Source organism: Metabacillus sp. SLBN-84 (assembly GCF_053629595.1).
In genome coordinates, this window is the sequence record NZ_JBRJIP010000001.1 from 252,510 (window position 1) to 272,582 (window position 20,073).

24 protein-coding genes and 1 pseudogene are annotated in these 20,073 nt (G+C 46.5%); 16 read left to right on the top strand and 9 right to left on the bottom strand.

Annotation, left to right across the window (positions count from 1 at the left end):
* Positions 1 to 12 precede the first annotated feature (12 nt).
* Complete coding sequence (locus RKD52_RS01245) at positions 13 to 1,446, top strand: glycoside hydrolase family 32 protein (RefSeq protein ID WP_454098346.1); 1,434 nt, start codon at positions 13 to 15, stop codon at positions 1,444 to 1,446.
* Positions 1,447 to 1,807: 361 nt separating this feature from the next.
* Here the strand turns inward: RKD52_RS01245 and RKD52_RS01250 are convergent, their stop codons facing one another.
* The 3 genes from RKD52_RS01250 to RKD52_RS01260 all read right to left on the bottom strand — a co-directional run bounded on the left by RKD52_RS01250 (position 1,808) and on the right by RKD52_RS01260 (position 4,042).
* Positions 1,808 to 2,623 (bottom strand): bifunctional hydroxymethylpyrimidine kinase/phosphomethylpyrimidine kinase, encoded by an 816-nt coding sequence (locus RKD52_RS01250; RefSeq protein ID WP_454098347.1) that lies wholly within the window; start codon positions 2,621 to 2,623, stop codon positions 1,808 to 1,810.
* 129 nt (positions 2,624 to 2,752) lie between these two features.
* Positions 2,753 to 3,487, bottom strand: a complete 735-nt coding sequence (locus RKD52_RS01255) for a L,D-transpeptidase (protein WP_454098348.1) — start codon at positions 3,485 to 3,487, stop codon at positions 2,753 to 2,755.
* Positions 3,488 to 3,724: 237 nt separating this feature from the next.
* Positions 3,725 to 4,042, bottom strand: a complete 318-nt coding sequence (locus RKD52_RS01260) for a general stress protein (RefSeq protein WP_035207519.1) — start codon at positions 4,040 to 4,042, stop codon at positions 3,725 to 3,727.
* A gap of 482 nt (positions 4,043 to 4,524) precedes the next feature.
* Here RKD52_RS01260 and RKD52_RS01265 point away from each other — a divergent pair, with 482 nt between their 5' ends.
* From RKD52_RS01265 to RKD52_RS01280, 4 genes are all read left to right on the top strand, one after another.
* Entirely contained in the window at positions 4,525 to 5,328 is an 804-nt protein-coding gene (locus RKD52_RS01265) for a glycosyltransferase family 2 protein (protein WP_454098349.1), read from the top strand.
* 105 nt (positions 5,329 to 5,433) lie between these two features.
* A complete protein-coding gene (locus tag RKD52_RS01270) occupies positions 5,434 to 6,198 on the top strand; it encodes an SDR family NAD(P)-dependent oxidoreductase (protein ID WP_454098350.1) in 765 nt (254 codons plus the stop codon).
* 16 nt (positions 6,199 to 6,214) lie between these two features.
* Positions 6,215 to 6,517 (top strand): ArsR/SmtB family transcription factor, encoded by a 303-nt coding sequence (locus tag RKD52_RS01275; RefSeq protein ID WP_029283208.1) that lies wholly within the window; start codon positions 6,215 to 6,217, stop codon positions 6,515 to 6,517.
* Positions 6,518 to 6,532: 15 nt separating this feature from the next.
* Entirely contained in the window at positions 6,533 to 7,204 is a 672-nt protein-coding gene (locus RKD52_RS01280; protein ID WP_454098351.1) for a uracil-DNA glycosylase, read from the top strand.
* 72 nt (positions 7,205 to 7,276) lie between these two features.
* Here the strand turns inward: RKD52_RS01280 and RKD52_RS01285 are convergent, their stop codons facing one another.
* Positions 7,277 to 7,624, bottom strand: a complete 348-nt coding sequence (locus RKD52_RS01285) for a general stress protein (protein ID WP_369735026.1) — start codon at positions 7,622 to 7,624, stop codon at positions 7,277 to 7,279.
* A 136-nt stretch (positions 7,625 to 7,760) separates the two neighbouring features.
* Here RKD52_RS01285 and RKD52_RS01290 point away from each other — a divergent pair, with 136 nt between their 5' ends.
* From RKD52_RS01290 to RKD52_RS01305, 4 genes are all read left to right on the top strand, one after another.
* A complete protein-coding gene (locus tag RKD52_RS01290) occupies positions 7,761 to 7,934 on the top strand; it encodes a uracil-DNA glycosylase (protein WP_369735027.1) in 174 nt (57 codons plus the stop codon).
* A gap of 14 nt (positions 7,935 to 7,948) precedes the next feature.
* Complete coding sequence (locus RKD52_RS01295) at positions 7,949 to 8,239, top strand: YwdI family protein (RefSeq protein WP_454098352.1); 291 nt, start codon at positions 7,949 to 7,951, stop codon at positions 8,237 to 8,239.
* A gap of 103 nt (positions 8,240 to 8,342) precedes the next feature.
* Positions 8,343 to 8,714 (top strand): DUF423 domain-containing protein, encoded by a 372-nt coding sequence (locus RKD52_RS01300; protein WP_029283218.1) that lies wholly within the window; start codon positions 8,343 to 8,345, stop codon positions 8,712 to 8,714.
* 140 nt (positions 8,715 to 8,854) lie between these two features.
* Entirely contained in the window at positions 8,855 to 9,265 is a 411-nt protein-coding gene (locus tag RKD52_RS01305; RefSeq protein ID WP_454098353.1) for a hypothetical protein, read from the top strand.
* 38 nt (positions 9,266 to 9,303) lie between these two features.
* On the opposite strand, the gene gerQ is transcribed toward RKD52_RS01305, so the two are convergent.
* Positions 9,304 to 9,750 carry a spore coat protein GerQ gene (gene gerQ, locus RKD52_RS01310; RefSeq protein ID WP_369735031.1) on the bottom strand — a complete coding sequence of 149 codons (447 nt, stop codon included), beginning with the start codon at positions 9,748 to 9,750 and terminating at the stop codon, positions 9,304 to 9,306.
* A gap of 178 nt (positions 9,751 to 9,928) precedes the next feature.
* Positions 9,929 to 10,672: a hydrogen peroxide-dependent heme synthase gene (gene hemQ / locus RKD52_RS01315; protein ID WP_029283224.1), complete on the bottom strand. Its 744-nt coding sequence runs from the start codon at positions 10,670 to 10,672 to the stop codon at positions 9,929 to 9,931.
* A 251-nt stretch (positions 10,673 to 10,923) separates the two neighbouring features.
* On the opposite strand from hemQ, the gene pta reads away from it, so the two are divergent.
* A complete protein-coding gene (gene pta, locus RKD52_RS01320; protein WP_369735032.1) occupies positions 10,924 to 11,895 on the top strand; it encodes a phosphate acetyltransferase in 972 nt (323 codons plus the stop codon).
* A gap of 90 nt (positions 11,896 to 11,985) precedes the next feature.
* Positions 11,986 to 12,828 carry a lipoate--protein ligase family protein gene (locus RKD52_RS01325; RefSeq protein ID WP_369735034.1) on the top strand — a complete coding sequence of 281 codons (843 nt, stop codon included), beginning with the start codon at positions 11,986 to 11,988 and terminating at the stop codon, positions 12,826 to 12,828.
* A gap of 225 nt (positions 12,829 to 13,053) precedes the next feature.
* Here the strand turns inward: RKD52_RS01325 and RKD52_RS01330 are convergent, their stop codons facing one another.
* Positions 13,054 to 13,815, bottom strand: coding sequence for an RsfA family transcriptional regulator (locus RKD52_RS01330; RefSeq protein WP_454098354.1), 762 nt, complete (start codon positions 13,813 to 13,815; stop codon positions 13,054 to 13,056).
* Between the two features lie 285 nt (positions 13,816 to 14,100).
* Between RKD52_RS01330 and RKD52_RS01335 the strand changes: the two genes are divergently transcribed.
* The 3 genes from RKD52_RS01335 (at position 14,101) to RKD52_RS01345 (ending at position 16,335) form a co-directional block, all read left to right on the top strand.
* Positions 14,101 to 14,325, top strand: coding sequence for a DUF1450 domain-containing protein (locus RKD52_RS01335; protein ID WP_029283232.1), 225 nt, complete (start codon positions 14,101 to 14,103; stop codon positions 14,323 to 14,325).
* 125 nt (positions 14,326 to 14,450) lie between these two features.
* A complete protein-coding gene (locus RKD52_RS01340; protein ID WP_454098355.1) occupies positions 14,451 to 15,752 on the top strand; it encodes an HD domain-containing protein in 1,302 nt (433 codons plus the stop codon).
* Between the two features lie 76 nt (positions 15,753 to 15,828).
* Positions 15,829 to 16,335 (top strand): YwgA family protein, encoded by a 507-nt coding sequence (locus RKD52_RS01345; RefSeq protein ID WP_454098356.1) that lies wholly within the window; start codon positions 15,829 to 15,831, stop codon positions 16,333 to 16,335.
* Between the two features lie 33 nt (positions 16,336 to 16,368).
* Here the strand turns inward: RKD52_RS01345 and RKD52_RS01350 are convergent, their stop codons facing one another.
* On the bottom strand, positions 16,369 to 16,554 hold the full coding sequence (locus tag RKD52_RS01350; protein ID WP_454098357.1) for a 2-hydroxymuconate tautomerase: 186 nt from the start codon (positions 16,552 to 16,554) through the stop codon (positions 16,369 to 16,371).
* 82 nt (positions 16,555 to 16,636) lie between these two features.
* On the opposite strand from RKD52_RS01350, the pseudogene RKD52_RS01355 reads away from it, so the two are divergent.
* Both RKD52_RS01355 and RKD52_RS01360 read left to right on the top strand, forming a co-directional pair.
* Positions 16,637 to 17,303 (top strand): annotated as a pseudogene (locus tag RKD52_RS01355) (site-2 protease family protein).
* A 12-nt stretch (positions 17,304 to 17,315) separates the two neighbouring features.
* Entirely contained in the window at positions 17,316 to 17,831 is a 516-nt protein-coding gene (locus RKD52_RS01360) for a YwhD family protein (RefSeq protein WP_454098358.1), read from the top strand.
* Between the two features lie 140 nt (positions 17,832 to 17,971).
* Here the strand turns inward: RKD52_RS01360 and RKD52_RS01365 are convergent, their stop codons facing one another.
* Positions 17,972 to 20,038: a transglycosylase domain-containing protein gene (locus tag RKD52_RS01365; RefSeq protein ID WP_454098359.1), complete on the bottom strand. Its 2,067-nt coding sequence runs from the start codon at positions 20,036 to 20,038 to the stop codon at positions 17,972 to 17,974.
* Positions 20,039 to 20,073: the final 35 nt, after the last annotated feature.

Here is a 20,073-nt window from a genome sequence, read left to right on the forward strand (position 1 = left end):
AGCTGAAGCGATATGACAAAGCGGGACGCTGAACTGAAAGAAGCCGCCTATTTGGAAGCGGAAATGAATAAAGAAGTGGTTGAAAGCGATCCATATCGCCTTAAGCACCACATTATGCCGCCGGTCGGTCTGCTGAATGATCCGAACGGCTTCATTCAGTGGAAGGGTGTCTATCATCTTTTTTATCAGTGGATGCCGTTTAAGACAGGGCATGGTGCTAAATTCTGGGGGCATTACACATCTCAGGATCTTGTGAACTGGAAGCACGAACCGATTGCGCTCGCACCGAGTGAATGGTATGAAAAGAACGGCTGCTATTCAGGCAGTGCAGTGGACGCTTTCGGTAAAATGCATCTCTTCTATACAGGAAATGTAAAGGATGAGAACGGGGAGCGAGAGACCTATCAATGTCTGGCCGTATCTGAGGATGGCCTTCATTTTGAGAAACAAGGTGTTGTAGCTGAGCTTCCGGAAGGCTATACCGCTCATTTCCGCGATCCGAAAGTTTGGGAGCATGATGGAAAGTGGTACATGGTTGTAGGTGCCCAGACAAATGACCTCAAAGGCCGTACAGCCATCTTCTCTTCTGAGGATCTTATGAAGTGGACCTATTTAGGCGACGTGGCGGGTTCTCATACAGAGCAGCTTGGTGAATTCGGCTATATGTGGGAATGCCCGGATCTGTTTCATCTTGACGGCAAAGACATTCTGATCGTCTCGCCTCAGGGCCTTGAGCCGAAGGGAATGCTGTATCAGAATGTCTACCAGTCCGGCTACTTCTCAGGGGAAATGGATTATGAATCGGCAAAACTGACGCACGGCGACTTCACTGAGCTTGACAGAGGCTTTGACTTCTATGCACCGCAAACAACAGAAGACGAGAAAGGCAGACGCCTGCTGTTCGCCTGGATGAGCGTGCCGGATCAAGCGGAAGACAAACATCCAACTATCCCGCATAAGTGGATACACACCATGACATTTCCGAGGAAATTGTCGATGCGTGGAGAGAAACTTGTTCAGCAGCCGGTCGAAGAGCTGGAAGCATTGAGGAAAACAGAAGAGTCAGTGCCTGGCATCAGGCTGCAGGCGGGAGAGAAGCACCAGACGGATGGGGCCGTTTTTGAACTGAAGCTTGAGAACCTGGAAGTCAGTTCCGGCCTTTCCGTTTCCATTAAGAACAATGCTATTCTTCACTATTCCAGTGAGGAGAAAGTCTTTACGCTGACTCGCACAAGTTATGCTGACGGACAGCCGGAATCAAGACAGTGCCGGCTGGAGCACCTATCTAACATTCATGTATTCGTTGACACCTCATCCATTGAAGTCTTTATCAATGACGGAGAAGAAGTGTTCACAGCAAGATTTTTCCCGGAACCGGATGAAAAAAGCATCGTGGTCTCTGCAGAGGGAGAGGCGGCTTTTGATTTGAAGAAGTGGGAGCTGTGATGAACTCGGGTGACAGGTGTTTGATGGAATTAGAGTCCTGTAATCAGGTGCGGCTGAAATATGGGGCAGCAAAAGGTGAAAATGGTGCCCTATGAAGTGATGCAGCTGAAATATGGGGCAAAAAAAGGTGAAAATGGAACCCTATAAAGTGGTGCGGCTGAAATATGGGGCAGCAAAAAGTGAAAATGGTGCCCCATAAAGTGGTAGGGCTGAAATATGGGGCAGCAAAAAGTGAAAATGGAACCCTATAATAAAGCACGGCTGAGATAAAGGGCATTACAAAGTCGCGCTGGCGGCACAGAGGACAGTACAACATCCAAAACAAAATCACCCGGCATCCGCCGGGTGATTTTTTCATAAATTACTTATCTCCATGCAAACGCAATGCAGCATGATTTGTCGGTCCAACGTATTCATTAAGCGGGAAGGAATGGCGGATTGCTGCCGTGATGAACTCTTTTGCTGTGTAGATGGCTTCTTTTACGGAAGCTCCTTTTGCAAGTTCAGCCGCAATCGCTGCAGAGTATGTGCATCCTGCGCCATGCGTGTAAGATGTGTCAATGCGCTCGCCTTCAAGAATCTGAAATTCTTTTCCGTCATAGAGCACGTCCACTGCTTTCTCATGATCCAGTTTGCCGCCGCCTTTTACAAGGACGAATTTTGGGCCCAGGTCAAAAATCTTTACAGCTGCTTCTTTCATTTGTTCAACAGTTGTAATTGTACCAATTCCGCTCAGCTGTCCTGCTTCAAATAGATTTGGCGTGACAACTGTCGCAAGCGGAGTCAGAATCTCCCTGAGGGCATCCGCCAGGTCAGGATAAAGGACTTCGTCTGCACCTTTGCAGACCATAACAGGATCTACTACTACGTTTTGGACATTGTGTTTCTTTATCGTTTCAGCCGCAAGCTTGATAATATCAACTGTAGGGAGCATACCGGTTTTCATTGCATCAACGCCGATGCCTTCCACAATGGTGGCTGCCTGAGCTTTAATTGTCTCAAGCTCCACAGGGAATACCTGGTGATGCCACTCGTTTGCAGGGTCCATCGCGACTACTACGGTCAACGCTGTCATTCCGTAAACCCCGCGCTCCTGAAAGGTTTTCAAATCTGCCTGAATGCCGGCACCGCCGCTGCTGTCTGATCCGGCGAACGTTAAGGCTTTTTTCATTGTCATAAGTATTTGTACCTCCATCCGGGTGATTAAGCGTATCTTCTCTCCTATTATAACAATTTCAAAAAAGGTTAGCCATGATGGAGGAATTCCTGTAAGCCAGTCTGTTTTCTCCACGCAAAAAGCCGGCAATTAAAACCCGCCGGCTTGCGTAGTACATGATACATCCATTTTCACATGAATGTCAGGGAAGTATATGCGGCCCTGCAGCTTGCTTTTGATGCATGAGAGAGGGTCCTCAGGAGCAGGCTCGGGTTTTGGTTCCGGTTTTGGCTTCGGAGCAGGCTTCGGTTTTGGCACAGGTTTTTCAGCCGGCGGTTTTTCATCAACCGCAGGAGGTGAATCTGCAGGCAGGGAATGTGGATAGTTGTTTGCTGCGGCAATTGCTTCAAAGGAGTGAGTGGAGTGCAGAATAATAACAGATGTGCCGGTTTGAACCTGATCAAAGAGATAACGGATTTCTTCATTGTGCATGCGGATGCAGCCTGCACTGGCGTAGGTTCCGATGGAATTTGCGTTGTTATTGCCGTGAATGGCGTAAGTGGTGCCCTCCGTCCCAAGTGCCCTGAGGCCGAGCCATCTGTCGCCTAAAGGATTGCGGCTGTCTCCTCCGGGAATGTTCTCTTTGTAGTAGGGCCGGTTTTTGATTTTATTGACAATTGGAAACGTCCCTTCCGGCGTAAAGGAATTGTCTCTGCCGGTTGCGACATGAAAGACGCGCATGAGCTTTCCATTGTCAAAAAAGGCCAGTTTATTGGTACTTTTGTTGATGATGATAAGCTGCGGAATGCCGTCGGCTTTTGCCGGAAATGAAGCTTGAGAAAACAGGAAGAAAGCCGTGATTAACGCGAACAGCCATTTTTTCATTTCTCTCTAGTCCCCTTTTAAATGAATACAAGAAAAGATTACCAGACTGGATATGAGGAATGTGTAGAATCTTCTTGTCGAATGCTGATAAAGTAAGTCTTTCTTTACCGTTCATTCTATTCGTGAGACGCAGCGGAGCGCATAATTGTTCCGTGAGAAATAAAAAATAGGCGTGCCTCGTATGGACGAGACACGCCTCACATCTATATTGAGTAGGGGGGAATATAGATTGCGTGATTACTGCTGTGCGATAATGACAACTTTGCCTTTATCGAGTTCTTCTTCCATGTGTGCTGCTTCATTTTCCGTCAGGCCAAGTGAGGCCATTTTGGAGCGCAGCTCATCTCCGCGTGAACGGAATACGTTTTTCATAGACGAGAAGACGCCTTGTTCTGAAACGCCTACGCTTTCTGTATCTGTTCCCGATGTAAGATGCTTCGAGCGGTTCGGGTCATGGGCAAATAGATAAATATCATCCTTTGTGAACCCTTCAACTTCAAGGTGATTGATTTTTTCGGTGGCTTGTACGCCGTTTTCAACAACGAATGTCTTCATAATCGATCTCTCCTTTTGTGCTGATGATTTATATTTACCCCGTGTCTTCGTTTTTAAAACAAACTTTCTAAAAGGCTGTTTTATTGTTGATTGCTATTCGTATACGTTTCTTTCCGCTCCAGTCACTTGCTTTCCGCGGGGAGGCAGTGGAGCCTCCTCAGCTTCGCTTGCGGGGTCTCCACCTCCCTCTTCATCCCTTAGAAAAGCGGAAGCGCCCGTTTTGCTCCGGCAGTCAGATAAGAAATCACCCGAAAAGTCCGGGTCCCGCCTTTTTGGGGGATTTTGTTCTGACAGAGGAGCCTGAGCGCTGCAGCTGGACAAGGAGTCAAGTGCCTTCCGCTCCAATACACTTGGTTTGAACGTGTCCCCTTAAAGCAAAAATTGCAATAAGATGGCCTGCTAAATTCAACTGCCAATAAGCATCCCATGCCCGTTTATGATTTAATGGATAAAAGAACCCAACAGAAATGAGGGATATTCACGTGCGAATATCGATTGTTATTGTGACGTACAACCGGTTATATGCACTGGCGGATCTGCTTGAATCCATTGCCGGCCAGACCCGCATGCCGGAAGAAATTATTATTGTGAATGATGGCGGGGAGTCTGTTGCCTCCCTAAAGGAGATTTATCATGAATTACCTTTAAAAGTGGTTGATCTGAGAGAGAACTGCGGGCATGTCCACGCGAGGAATGCCGGTATTGAGGCGGCTTCAGGTGATGCCATCTTGCTCAGTGATGACGATGATTATTTCACTCCAGGGCATATTGAGAGGATGGCCCGGGAACTTTCAGACGGTGCTCAGTTTGTCTATTCAGATGTGGAAATTGTCACGTTTAAAGAAGAGAATCATGTCCGTCTGCCTGTAAGCAGGAGGCTGTTTGCCTATACATATGATCCGGTAGAGATGAGGCGCTTTTCAACCTATGTCCCGTCCGGCAGTCTTTATTTAAAAAGCATCCATAGTGAAATTGGCTATTTCGATCCGGAGGTCCACAATTATTGGGACTGGGATTTTTTCCTGAGAGTGTCTGAAGCATTTTCCGTGAAGCGGGTTCCGGTGGCCAGTGTCATCTATGCTTTTTCTGCAGGCGGCAGCCATCAGTCTTTTTCCCTTAATGAAAAAAGACAGTCGTTCCTTGAAGTCCTTTGTGAAAAACACGGGCTTGGAAAGCTTCCGCAAAAAAACTTCTTTGTGCTCCTCGAAGAGCCTGAGCTGAAAAAGAGAGAGGCCGAGAGCCGGATTGTCTGGGACGGCAGGCCGATTCGGTCAAAACTGGTTTAACTCCTGCGATGCGGGAGTTTTTTTCTTTATGTTTGACATTTTTGTACGCTCAATATATTATATGTTTAAACATTTAAACAAACAAACAGAAGGAGACCTTAATAAATGAAAACAGTATTGATTACAGGAGCATCAGACGGCATCGGGAAAGAACTTGCTTATAAATATGCGCAGGATGGATACCGCTTAGTCCTGGCTGCGCGCAGCGAGGGGAAATTGCAGAAGCTTTCAGAAGAACTTAAGCCTGCACCTGTCATCGTTAAAAGAAAAGATTTAAGCAATATGAGTCAAGTCCGAGAACTATACGAAGAACTGAAGGCAGAAAGTGTACAGATAGATGTGCTCGTCAACAACGCAGGGTTTGGCCTCTACGGAGAATTTGTCCGCACATCTGCTGAAGAAGAGCTCAATATGATTGACCTTAATATTAAATCTATTACGCTGCTTGCCAAACTGTTCGCACCTGATATGGCCGCCAGAGGTTCCGGCCATATACTCAATGTTGCATCAACAGCTGCCTTTCAGCCGGGTCCGCTTATGGCTGTGTATTACGCCACAAAAGCATATGTGTTATCATTTAGTGAAGCCATAGAAAATGAACTTAAAGGGACAGGGGTCAGCGTTTCCGTGCTTTGCCCCGGACCGACTAAAACCGGTTTCAGCGACCGTGCCAACCTGGGCCAGTCCAAGCTTTTCAAAAGCGGGGTCATGGATGTCAAAGAGGTGGCGGACGCGGCTTATAAAGGGCTGCAAAAGAAGCAAACCGTTATTATCCCTGGACTAAAAAATAAAATACTCGCAGCAGCCGTACGGTTTATGCCCCGCAAAACGGTAACATGGGTTGTGAGAAAAACACAGGAACGTGCGTAAGAAAGGTGTGAAGTGAATGGGAGATCAGGCAATTGATACATTTCGATCTTGCATCCCATTATTCCATGCTCTCGGAGATCCGGCGAGACAGGATATTATTTTATTACTGGCAGAAACAGAGCGGCTGACCGTCAACGAAATTGCGGATCAGTCCAGACTTTCAAGACCGGCTATTTCTCATCATCTGAAAATCTTAAAAGATCAGGGACTGGTTGTCACTGAACAGCAGGGAACAAAGCGCTTCTATTCTTTAACACTTGAAGATTCAGTTTCCATGCTGAAAAAATTGATCTCGTTAGTAGAAGAAACCTGTATGTGATGGGGGGAAACACAATTGAAACAGCTTCTTCATGACGGCTGGTGGCAGTGGCTTAAACCTGAATTCGAAAAATCCTATTATGCAAAACTAAGAGAATTCCTGAAAGAGGAATACGCGTCTGAAACTGTCTATCCTCCCATGAATGATATCTTTCATGCACTGGATGCAACAAACTACGAGAATGTGAAAGCCGTTATCCTCGGTCAGGACCCTTACCACGGGCCGAACCAGGCACACGGGCTGAGTTTTTCTGTGCAAAAAGGAGTGAAGCAGCCTCCTTCACTGCGCAACATTTTTCTGGAACTGAAGGATGACCTCGGTTACGAGCCTCCTGATCACGGCTGCCTCGAAAAATGGGCAGACCAAGGTGTTCTCCTTTTGAATACGGTCCTCACCGTGCGGAAGGGACAGGCTGCCTCGCATAAAGGTCAGGGGTGGGAGACTTTCACCGACCGGATCATTGAGCTTTTGAACGAACGGGAACATCCGGTTGTCTTTATTCTATGGGGAAAGCATGCAGCGGCCAAAAAAGAGCTGATTGATGAAAACAGGCATGTCATCATTGAGTCGCCTCACCCAAGTCCTTTTTCTGCACGCAGAGGGTTCTTCGGAAGCAAACCGTTTTCGAAGACAAATGAAGCACTGCGGAAAATGGGAAGAGAAGAAATAGACTGGGAAATCAAATAAGCGCCTTGCCCGCCGAAGCATAAAAAACTGAAAAGAAAAGGAGGTGCCTCTGCACCTCCTTTTTGTCAGCCATTAAATTCCGCCGGTTACGCGGTCATGATTTGTCACCATCAGCAGAATTTTACCCTCATCAAGCTTTTCTTCATATCGCTCAGCTTCATCCTTGCTGAATCCGATTTCTTCAAGCTTTGTGCGGAGCTCGTCTCCTTTTTTGCTGAAAATGTTGCCGACTGCGCTGCCAAGACCCATTTCAGAAAGACCGATTGTGTTGGCGTCCGCATTGCCTGCTACACGGTTGGTGCGCTCGTCATCGTGTGAAAGAATATAAATGTCCTGCTTATCAATACCCTGATTTTTCAGCTCAGTTACATCCTGCTTCAACATTTCATCATTTGTGTATTCTTTAACTGTCGGTTTCATATTCAATCACTCTCCTGTTTAGTAATACTGGTTATTTATCACCCGGGCACGGTAAGTAAACCTCTTTTTTGCAGGCGGTGTGCAAAAACACCTGCTATAATAGGGAGCAAGGAATAAGAAAAAGGCAGGATATCAGATGAACGTTCAGCAGATCAACTGTTTAAAATGTGCACATTACTACGTGACCTGGGATAGACAATTTCCAAACGGATGCAGGGCTTTCGGCTTTAAATCAGCTGCAAGGCCATCTGCTGAGGTGAAAAGATCTTCAGGTGAAAACTGCTTAAAATATACGCTTAAAAAATCATAATGGAGGAACGAAGAATGGATATTCATATTTCAAAGCTGCTCGCAAAAATGGAAAGAGAGGTACGCATGGCAATGAATGAATCAAGCGAGTCAGAGGTAAGAGAGCGTCTGCTTGCTGTTAAGACTCTGTGCGACCTTGTCCTTGAAGAGAGAAGCGGGGAGTCTCACGAACCGGTCAAATCGAAACTGCAGGCATCACAGCCTTTAGAAGTGGATGCTCTTCAGCTGCAGAAAATGATGGGCGCCTCCTCCTTCAATAAGAAAAAAGAAGAGGAAGACAGCGGCGACTCCCTTTTCGATTTCTAATTTGAACATCTGTTGACGAATACGCTTCCTGCCTTTGCATTGCAGGTGCGTTAAGGTAAGATGAAAGCAGAGCTTAGATTTCAAAACCGGGGAGAAGATAATTGTGAAACTATTTTTAATTCTTGCTGCAGCAAATGCGTTTCTTTCAGTGGCGCTCGGTGCATTCGGCGCACACGGACTTGAAGGTAAAATACCTGAAAGATACTTGAACATCTGGGAAAAAGCCGTCACCTATCAGATGTTCCACGCAGGCGGCCTGTTCGTCATCGCGTTTCTCATGGACAAGCTTCCGCAGGCAGGCATGCTGAACTGGGCGGGGTGGCTGATGTTTATCGGCATTCTGCTGTTTTCCGGAAGCCTGTACGTTCTTGCTGTTACACAAATCAGTGTTCTTGGAGCCATCACTCCGCTTGGAGGACTTTCTTTCCTTATTGCCTGGGTAATGATCATCATTGCAGCCGTGAAGTTCCTATAATTAGTGTTAAAGAGCTCCGCCTGAGGCGGGGCTTTTTTCATGAGGCCGGCCTAATCAGCAGGAAAAGTTCTGTCCGCCTTTTTGCTACCCTTAAAATTCTGCTGCATGGTAAAATAAAGAAAAAGGAAGGCGGGAGAAGAGTGAAGAAAATACTGACGGTTATTGCGGGTATCATGATTATTGGAGGGCTTGGAGGAGGGTTAAGCTCCATATCAACTATCTATAAAATGCTGACAGAAGAGAATCAGCAGTATTACGAGCCGTACGGTCTTTTTTATATTCAGATGCTTCCCGGCCTGTCTATTTTTGTTTACCTGATGATCGGCGGCAGCCTGCTTCTAGCCGTATCGGCTTTTTTAAAGCGATATGAGGACAGGACAAGCATCATGGAGAGCTATGTCCATACACTTGTGAAAGAAGAGCCCAAACCAGTGCAGAGTACGGTTTCACAGGCAGAACAGGAAACAATTGCCCTTTTTAAGCAGGAAAAGCAAAAGGACGTATCGCTTGACGATACGGGTGAAGACGATCGCTATTATTGGAAAGGCTAAAAAAGAGCATACACGGTATATGCTCCAAAGATCAGACCTTATCTAGGCGAATAGGACGCCATGTCGTATGGATAATAATAGGCGATCTCTTCATCAAACGTAATGTAATCAAGGTAAATGGTCAAAAGCAGGTACCTTTTGGACGTTTTCGGATCACTCAGAATGATATGATCGCGGCCGGCTGCTTCAATCACGCCTTTAAAGATTTTTGAGTTCCACTCTTTGCTGTTTTCAAATGTCATGTAAATCGTCGCAACTTTACCGCGGTTAAGCCTAAGAATGTTTTCCACATATGATTCTTCAAGCGGCAGCATCCCGCCCTGTGCCTGAGTCGGGGTCTGCTGCTGCCCGCCCTGCATACCCTGCTGTCCGCCGCCCTGCTGCTGTCCAAATTGCTGCTGCTGTCCAAACTGCGGCTGCTGCTGACGGTAATCATATCCATAAGGATTGAAGCCTGCTCCAAACTGATTGAAACCTGAATTCATAATAACCCTCCTTAATCAGTAAGAAATGAATAAACACCAGAATCATTTGCCCCGGGTGGCGCAAAGAAGCAGTGTGACCGGATGAAAGATCAATCTCACTCATTTATAGGTATGAACGGAGAATAAGCGTTATGACACAAAAAAAGCCCCTGCCTGATCCGGCAAGAGCTTGTGAACGTTAAATATGGAAGTAGCTGTACAATTTATCTTCAGGCAGAATATTTCCGACAAAGAATGTGCCAAACTCGCCGTAGCGCGCGCTCACTTCATCGAATCTCATCTCATATACAAGCTTTTTGAATTGAAGCACATCATCTGAAAAAAGCGTTACGCCCCATTCAAAATCATCAAATCCGACAGATCCTGTAATGATCTGCTTTACTTTGCCGGCATACTGGCGGCCAATCATGCCGTGGCTGCGCATCAGGCTTTTTCGTTCTTCCATCGGAAGCATGTACCAGTTGTCTTCGCCGTTTCGGCGCTTATCCATCGGATAGAAGCAGACGTGCTTCGCTTCAGGAAGGGAAGGATACAGACGGGCAAGAACCTGCGGATTCTGATATGGATCTTCTCCTGCAGGAAGATAGTTGCTGAGTTCCACAACTGACACGTAAGAGAAGGTTGGAAGGGTGTAATCAGCAAGCTTTGATTTATTAAACTCTGTTTCAATGACATTCAGTTCTTCCATCGTAGGGCGCAGAATCATCAGCATAAAGTCGGCTTTTTGTCCGACGATCGAGTACAGTGCCTGACTTCCCTGCTTCTGCTCATCTGCAAGTCCCCATTTTTCAAGCAAACCCTGAAACTCATAAATGGCTGACTGGCGTTCATCGCTGCTTGCCGTCTTCCAGAGCGCCCAGTTCATTGCGCGGAAATCATGCAGGCAATACCAGCCGTCAAGTGTTTGTGCAGCTTCACTCATGTACGTTCACTCCGTTTCATCATACTTATTTACGCTATTTACTATACCACAGTTTGTCCATCGAATAATGAAATCAGACTCTGCTGCACATATTAAATAGGGATGTTTAAGTATAAAATTGTTTGTCTATTTAGAAAATAAAGAATTTATCTTGTAAGCGCTGCATTGGTCCGGGCTTGTTTGAATTTGCCTGAAAGTGGAGTATCCTTGTCTGTAGAGTGTTTGTTTTTAACAAATTAGGAGGTTTTGGAATGTCTGATTTATTTAGTCTTTTAAAAGAAAAAGTATCAGGAAAAGAGCTGAAACTTGTTTTCCCTGAAGGTACGGATGAGCGTATTCTTACAGCTGCAAACCGTCTTGCCGGAGAAGGCATTCTGGTCCCGATTCTTGTCGGAAGCAAAGATGAGATCACGAAAAAAGCGAATGAACTGAATCTTACGCTTGAAGGTGTTGAGATCTATGACCCTCAAACGTTTGAAGGCATGAATGAGCTTGTGGCATCTTTTGTAGAGCGCCGCAAAGGAAAAGCGACAGAAGAACAGGCTCAAAAGATTCTTTTGGATGAAAACTACTTCGGCACAATGCTTGTTTACACAGGACAGGCACACGGCCTTGTAAGCGGAGCGGCTCATTCAACAGCAGATACTGTTCGCCCGGCTCTTCAGATTATTAAAACAAAAGAAGGCATTAAAAAAACATCAGGCGTGTTCATCATGGTGCGCGGCGATGAGAAATATGTCTTTGCAGACTGCGCAATCAACATTTCTCCAGACAGCCAGGATCTTGCTGAAATTGCCATCGAAAGCGCAAAAACAGCTGACATGTTCAACATCGAGCCGAGAGTGGCGATGCTCAGCTTTTCAACAAAAGGCTCAGCTAAATCACCGGAAACAGAGCGTGTAGCGGAAGCTGTGAAAATTGCGAAAGAAATGGACCCGACGCTTGTGCTTGACGGCGAATTCCAATTTGACGCTGCGTTCGTACCGTCCGTAGCAGCTTCTAAAGCTCCGGATTCTGTACTGAAAGGCGACGCTAACGTATTTGTTTTCCCAAGCCTTGAAGCAGGCAACATCGGCTACAAAATTGCTCAGCGCCTGGGCAACTTTGAAGCGGTAGGCCCAATTCTGCAGGGACTGAATGCACCGGTAAACGACTTGTCTCGCGGATGCAACGCAGAAGATGTATACAAACTTGCATTGATTACTGCCGGACAGGCAATCTAATCGTAGGAGAAGAGACAGCGGCCGCTGTCTCTTTTTTCTTGAGCTCATGCTATAATATACATGTTTATAAACGCTAAGGAGTCTACGAAGATGTCTTTTGAAACACTGCTGAAACAGGATGAATGGAAAATTGTCGACCAGTCCAGTCTCGGGCCTCATTTTGATGCGAGGCAGTCCTTTGCCATGGATGACACCTTGTGCACGGCTGTCGGAAACGGCACATCGCCTGCAACGGCGAGAACATGGGTACACCACAAAACGATTGTACTCGGCATTCAGGACACAAAACTTCCTTATCTGCAGGATGGAATTGCTTTTTTAAAGGAACAGGGCTACCGCGTCATTGTCCGGAACTCCGGCGGTCTTGCCGTTGTGCTGGATGAGGGGGTCCTCAACATTTCGCTAATTTTTCCTGAGACAGATAAAGGAATTGATATAAACCGCGGCTATGACACGATGTGGGATCTGATCAAACGGATGCTGAAGCCTTATAATGCGGAGATTGAAGCCCGTGAAATAACCGGTTCGTACTGCCCAGGCAGCTATGACCTCAGCATCGGCGGGAAAAAGTTCGCAGGAATCTCACAGCGCAGGCTGCGCGGGGGAATAGCCGTCCAGATCTATCTGTGTGCAGATGGAAGCGGCTCAGAGCGTGCTGAGCTCATCCGCAGATTTTATGAGCTAGCCAAAAAAGGGGAGCAGACAAAATTTGCGTATCCGGAAATTGTTCCGGAAACAATGGCATCGCTGAGCGAGCTGCTTCACGATGAGATCAGCGTACAGTCGCTGATGCTTTCTTTTCTGAAGACACTGAAGGAGCTGAGCGGAAGAATCTATTCAGCATCCCTCTCTGTTGATGAGCAGGTGCTGTTTGAAAAAAACCTGCTTCGGATGTATGACCGGAATGAGAAGGTATTTGGGACCGTTCAATAGATGGAAAAAAGCAGGCGGGAGGGGAGTTCCTTGCCTGTTTTTTTGTACTCGTTTTCACTGTACATAGTTTGTGCTGCTAGCAAGGTTTAAGAACACTAACGCCCCACCACGATCCTCCGTTAGCGCTCCAAAACTCTTTTTCAAGCACTTTCTCCTCACGAAACAAGAGCATTCAGCCTTTCAATCTTCAACTAAAAAAGATGCCCCATCAGGACATCTTTTTTATCACTCCGCCAGCTTCTCCAAATTGCCGTTCCGGTCCATTTTGAACTTTGTGGCCGGACGCTCTTCTTCTTCAAATAAGACAAGCTTTCTTGCACGGTTCATGATTTTCATGAGTGTTTCGTAATCTTCCTGCACCATGACGGTATCCTGCTCGAGCTGTGATACTTTTACGGCAAGATCCTGGTTTCGCATGGAAAGCTCGTAGTTCTCTCGCTTTAATCTCTCATTCTCAAGTTTGAGCGCATTTACGTGCTCGTTTGACTGAGAATATGATTCTAGAAATGAAATGACCTGGCTCATGGTCAGTTCGGCTGATGGTGAAGGCACCGAAGGCACAGAAGGTCTGCGGGCTGTAAATGGAATCTCATAAGTTTCTTCCATGTGCACATCTTCCTGGTAGGCAGGGTGTGTCACAGCAGGCAGTTCTTCTTGATCATAGACAGCCGTATGAATTTCTTCAGATACAGGTACATTCTCAGTTTCAGGCGGAGAGTAGAGCAGCTGCTTTTTGGCGGGCTGTCCTTTTCCGGCTGCGCGCATTTTTTGCTTGCGCTGTTTTTTGGCAAGCTGAAGCGCTTTTTCATAGTTATGGCGGACAACGGCGTTCCAGCGGAATCCGCAGGCGGCCGACGTGCGGTTAAGCTTGTCTCCTACTTCTTCAAAGGCATTCAGCTGAGTGCTTCCTTCACGCACATGGCGGAGGACGGTTTCAGCCAATAACAGATCATCTTCTTCTGACCAGGCGTCTTGTCGCTGTTTCATGTGTTCCAACTCCCTTAATAAAAGTGTAGATAGAATAATTTCTTAAGATGCGAAGCAGATAAAATGTGCATCCGCTTTTCATTAGATAAATAGTTGTGTATTTTCTTGTTACCATTCTGGCCAGATTGGGCGGGTTTTATACAAAAACTTTACAAGGATAGTAGATTTTCTAAAAAGGAATTCTTTCTAGAAGTTATTTCCCCCGGCTTGCATTGGCGTTCAAATAGCTGTAAAATACCAAATAGTGTTTGAACGTGATTCACAGAAGGAAAGGGTTGTAAGACAGTGGCAAATGAATTCAGAATATGCGACGATTGCCAGGCAACCAACATGAAGACGTTGCTGCCGCGCCTGAAAAAAGTGGATCCTGATGCGAAAATTGACATCGGGTGCCAGTCATACTGCGGTCCAGGCAGAAAAAAATCGTTTGCGTTTGTTAATAACCGTCCGCTATCAGCTCCGAATGAGGACGAGCTGATCGTTAAAATTGAAACAAAACTGAAGAAATAATATCACCATTGGCACATCCTGCAGTGGTGATTTTTTTATCGGATTCATTTTGAAAATAATGGTTGAAGCCATCATTTCCAAATCGATATAATGGATACAAGTCAAGATGGAAGAGGGAACTTTAAGTGGCCATTAGCGGAAAGCTTTCTGAGGAAAAAGTGTTTAAAGATCCGGTACACAGATACATCCATGTAAGGGACAAGCTGATTTGGGATCTGATCGGAACGAAAGAGTTTCAAAGGCTCCGCAGGATCAGACAGCTCGGAACGACTTATCTTGTCTTCCACGGAGCAGAACACAGCCGGTTTAATCATTCTTTGGGAGTCTATGAAATTGTGCGGAGAATCGTAGATGACGTGTTTAAAGGACGTCCTGAGTGGAATGATGACGACAGGCTTCTTTCGCTTTGCGCAGCCCTTCTGCACGATTTAGGGCACGGTCCGTTTTCGCACTCATTTGAAAAAGTGTTTCACATGGATCACGAAGTCTTTACACGGGAGATCCTGACGGGTGATACGGAAGTGAATGCCGTCCTGCGCCAGATGGGAGACGATTTTCCGAAAAAGGTTGCCGAGGTTATCGGCAAAACGTATGAGAATAAGCAGGTTGTCAGCCTTATTTCAAGCCAGATTGACGCCGACCGGATGGATTACCTGCAGCGGGATGCTTATTTTACGGGAGTCAGCTACGGACATTTTGATATGGAGCGGATTCTCAGAGTCATGAGGCCGCGCGAAGATCAGGTGGTCATCAAGCAAAGCGGGATGCATGCTGTAGAAGATTACATTATGAGCAGGTACCAAATGTACTGGCAGGTGTATTTTCATCCTGTCACACGGAGTGCAGAGGTTATCCTGACAAAAATTCTCCACCGTGCGAAGCAGCTTCACAAAGACTACTACACATTCAGGCAGGACCCGGTTCACTTTTATTCGATTTTTGAAGAGGAAGTCACCACAGAGGATTACCTGAAGCTTGATGAGTCCGTTGTGATGTACTATTTTCAGCAGTGGCAGGAGGAAGCAGATCCGATCCTGAGCGACCTTTGCAGAAGGTTCATGAATCGGAACCTGTTTCAATATGCCGAGTTTAATCCTGCTGCAACAGTGGAAATGAAGAAGCTGATGGAGCTTACAGCTTTGTTTAAAAAAGCAGGCATCGACCCTGACTATTATCTTGTAGTGGATTCATCGTCTGACCTTCCTTACGATTTTTACCGTCCGGGAGAGGAAGAGGAGCGTCTTCCGATTCATCTGCAGCTGCCAAACGGAGATTTGCGGGAGCTTTCCCGCCAGTCGGAGATTGTAGATGCGATATCAGGGAAGCGCAGGACCGACCACAAGCTGTATTTTCCATTAGATCTCATAAAGGATATGTCATCAAAACGAACAGCGAAGAAACGGATTATGGAATTGCTGAATGTTTAGGCCGGGAGCGGACCGCTTCAGTACACAATAAAAAGAGAGAGATACTGTGAAAATACAAGGTTAGGAGTGTTGGGGTTTGCTGAATGAACACGCAAAGCTGATGAAGGTCTTTTCTTCTTCGGGTGAGATTACCGGGCGGAAAAAGCTGCAGAAGATGATCTACATAGCCAAAAAGATCAATCTTCCTTTTTATGAAAAATATGATTTTCACTTTTACGGACCATATTCAGAGGAACTGACACTAAGAATTGAAGAGCTCTGCAATCTTGGGTTTTTAAATGAAATGCACGAGAAAAAGGGCGGGTATTTTCAGTACCGCTACTCCCTGACAGAGTCGGGCGAAGAGTTTCTTGCCAATTATGAGCCGGACATGCCGCCGATGCAGGAATGCATGCAGGATTTAAACAGCCAGTCCGCTAGATTCCTCGAGCTTGTCTCGACTGTTCTGTACTTCGATTCCCTTGAAAAAGAGGAAGTAAAAGAAAAGGTCTTTACACTGAAGAGCAAGCAGAAATATACAGAAGAAGAAATCAGCCAGGCGTATGAGTACATAGAGGCAATTCGTACGAAGGCTTTTCAATAGAAAATCCCCCGGGCTCTGCCGGGGGATTTTTGCTTACTGATCACTAAGGCGCTTTCCGCCAACACCATAATGATTTTTGCTCATTTCTTCAATAAATACAGTGACTTTCTCGGCAGGAGCGCCTGTTGTTTCGGATACAGCTGCAGTTACCTTTTCGACTAATGCCTTTTTCTGGTCTTCTGTGCGGCCTTCAAGCATTTTTACAGTTACGTATGGCATGTTACACTCTCCTTTTTGTATTCTAGCTGGATTCTTCTATAGTATACTTGAAGGAGAATAGAATGTTTAGCGAGGAGAATGATTGGTGGAATTTTTGGCGTTTGAATTGGAGCTCATTCCGTACGTTGTGATTGTGCTTGCGATTGCGTTTTCGGTGCATGAGTTTGCCCATGCGTATGTGGCCTTTAAATTTGGAGATCCTACTGCAAAGAATCAGGGAAGGCTGACCCTGTCGCCGCTGAAGCATCTTGATCCGATCGGGACGATCCTGATTTTTATTGCCGGCTTCGGATGGGCGAGGCCGGTTCCGGTCAACCGGTTTTATTTTAAAAAGCCGCGGCTTGCCGGAATACTCGTATCGGCTGCCGGGCCCCTCAGTAATTTGCTCGTCGCTTTTATTGGCCTGGCGTTATGGTATATACTTTTAAGTACAGGGGGTTTTGACCGGTCTGTCATCAGGTATGGCAGAAAGTCTGGAGCAGTTTTTTAACATCCTTGTGGGATTAAATATTACCCTGTTCATTTTCAATCTGTTTCCGTTTCCGCCCCTTGACGGCTACCGGATCATTGAAGATCTGGCGCCTTCGCGCATCCGGGCGAAAATGACGCAGTTTGAAAACTACGGGATTGTTGTCTTTTTGATTCTGGTTCTGACACCGCTTGGCGAGTACACGATTTATCCTGCTTTTGATTACGGCAAAGAAGCTGTTCTGACTGTCTTTTATACAATACTCACCCCGTTTTTCTAGGAGGTTATCTAAATGGAGCAAGATAAGAAAAAGAAAAAGGTCGCGTTTAATATTATTAAGAACGATCCCACTGACGGCCACGGCGGCTACGGGGTCGGTGCACTGAGCCTTGAGAATATTTCGCCTGTCTTTATAGATGTAAATGAAGGGGAAGCTTTTGTCGACATCGGTGCGATGCATGCGAGAAGCACGGTTGAAAAGGGCATTAAGTTTCTTCCGAACAAGGAGGATGTGCCGAACGGGAAGCCGTTCTGGCTGGTCTGGGTGACCATTGACCGCAAAGCGGAAGGGCCGTACTACGCTGGTGTAACGGCTTGTGAAATGACGGTCGACCGTGAAATCAGAAGAGGCTATAAGTCGCTGCCTGAACACGTAAACAAGATGGATAAATCCCTTAAGCGCCATATTATGGTTGATCACATGGATGCACCTTCTAAAGGGGTTTTGATGAACTTTTTGAAAAACCATAACGCAGACATGTGGAACAACTCCGGTGCGGAGCTGAAAACAGGGCTCGGAGAATCGTGACAATCCTGTGACGTTCCTGTGAACAAATTGTCAAATTCTTTCGATTTTAGTAAACTGAAGATAGCTTATAAAGCTAGGACACGAAAAACCCCGGACCATGGGCGGTCCGGGGTTTTTCATCTTTTAGGGGCGGCTGCTGCCTAGTCCCACCATTTCCATACTTTTTTGTACCACGTTTCTTCCTGCTTTTCTTCACCTTTTTGAGGACTGCTGTTCCCGTCTTCTAAGTGATCAGTGCAATATTCCGTCGGCTCTGTGCCTTTTACGAAATAAGCGAATCTCTTAGTAGGACAGTTGTCAGATGCGAGCTTGCCTGTCTTCGGATTGATGTAGACGCCGATGACGCCTTTTGGAGGGGAGAAAGCCTTCACGGACTCATCCTTCAGCGCTTCTTCCATAAACCCGGCCCAAATATCCTTGGCATAGCTGCGTTCTGCTACTGCATCGATTGTCTGGTCTTTATCGTAGCCTGTCCAGACACCTGCAACAAGCTGCGGGGCATAGCCGATCATCCAGCTGTCGGTCTTTGTCGTACCGGATTTTCCTGCATATTCCCGCGAAAGCTTCGGGATGATGGCATGGCCGGTAACGGATGTATAATCATTCAGCTGCTCATCAAACATTCCAGTCATCAAATGGGATGTGACAAAGGCTGCTTCTGCGTTCAGTACTTGTTCACCTGTTTTTTCCTTCTGGTAAATAACGTTTCCTTCTGCATCTTCCACTCTTTTAATGAAAGAAGGCTCGATTTGCTTGCCGCCGTTTGCAAGCATCCCGTATCCGCCGACCATTTCAGAAAGTTTTACGGGAGACGTGCCTAATGCAAGGGACGGCACCTTCTGCAGCCTGCTTGTAATGCCCAGTGCTTTTGATGTATCAATCAGTTCATTCATGCCAAGGAAAAGGTGTGTTTTCACAGCATAGATGTTGTCTGAAAGTGCAATGGCCTGTGCAAGCGTAATATCGCCGTCTGCATAATAGCCATTATAGTTGCTTGGCTTGTAAACCGATTTGCCGTCCTCAAATTTGAACGTATACGGTTCGCTTTTCAGCAGGGTAGAAGGGGTGAACCCTTTGTTCACTGCGGCATAATAGAGAAACGGCTTCATAGTAGAACCAGGCTGTCTCTTAGCCTGTGTAGCCCTGTTGAAGGGGCTTGCTGCATAATCTCTTCCGCCGATCAGCGCCTTTACCTGCCCTGTTTTCGGGTCCATGGCCATAAAACCTGCCTGAATCGCCGAGTCTTCATCAATGATGTCCGCCATCTTCTGCTCCGCCATTTTTTGCATCTCAAGATCAAGGGTCGTAAAAATCCGCAATCCCCGCGTTTCAATTGTGACTCTGTCAAGGTTGAGCTTTTCAGACAGCTCCTTCATGACAGCATCCTGGAAATATGGTGCTGCTTCGGGTGCTTTGACAGCTTCGATTGCTCTGTATTTTAATGGCTCATTATAGGCTTTATCTGCTTCTGCCTGAGAGATCAGCTCTTGGTTCACCATCGTTTTCAGGATCAGTTCCTGTCTGCTTTTGGCTCGTTCCTGATTGTCAAAAGGAGAATAAGAGCCTGGGGCTTTAGGGATTCCTGCAAGCATTGATGCTTCAGCCAGGGATAATTCTGCGGCAGTCTTGTCAAAATAATACCTGGCGGCAGCTTCAGCTCCGTATGCCCCGTGTCCGTAGTAAATCGTATTTAAATAGCCTTCCAGAATTTCTTCTTTGCTGTAATTCAGCTCAAGGCGTATGGTGTAAAACGCTTCTGCCAGTTTTCGCTTCCAAGTTTTATCATGGCCAAGATAAAGGTTCCGTGCGTATTGCTGGGTAATCGTGCTCGCCCCTTGAACCTTCGCCATTGCTTTTAAGTCTGCTATCGCAGCACCGGCAATCCGTTTATAGTCAAACCCGTGATGACTGTAAAAGTGCCTGTCCTCGACGGCCACTGTCGCTGCCAGCAGGGAAGGGGACATTTCTTCGAGATTCACCCAGTACCGTTTGCCGCCGTGGTGGGTCCTTGCAATCTCAGAACCGTCACCCGCATACATAATGGAAGACTGCTGAACGGCCAGGGAAGGAGCACCCTGCCATTTAGCTGTAAGCATGATGGTGCCGAGCAAGACTGACCCTGTAAAAATGGCAATAAGACTGATAAAAAAAGCAGCTCGTACGGCTTTGATAGTTATGCGCATTCTCCGCGGCGTCATAACCTCCATGTTCCCCACCTCATTTCTGCATCTTTTCGGAATAC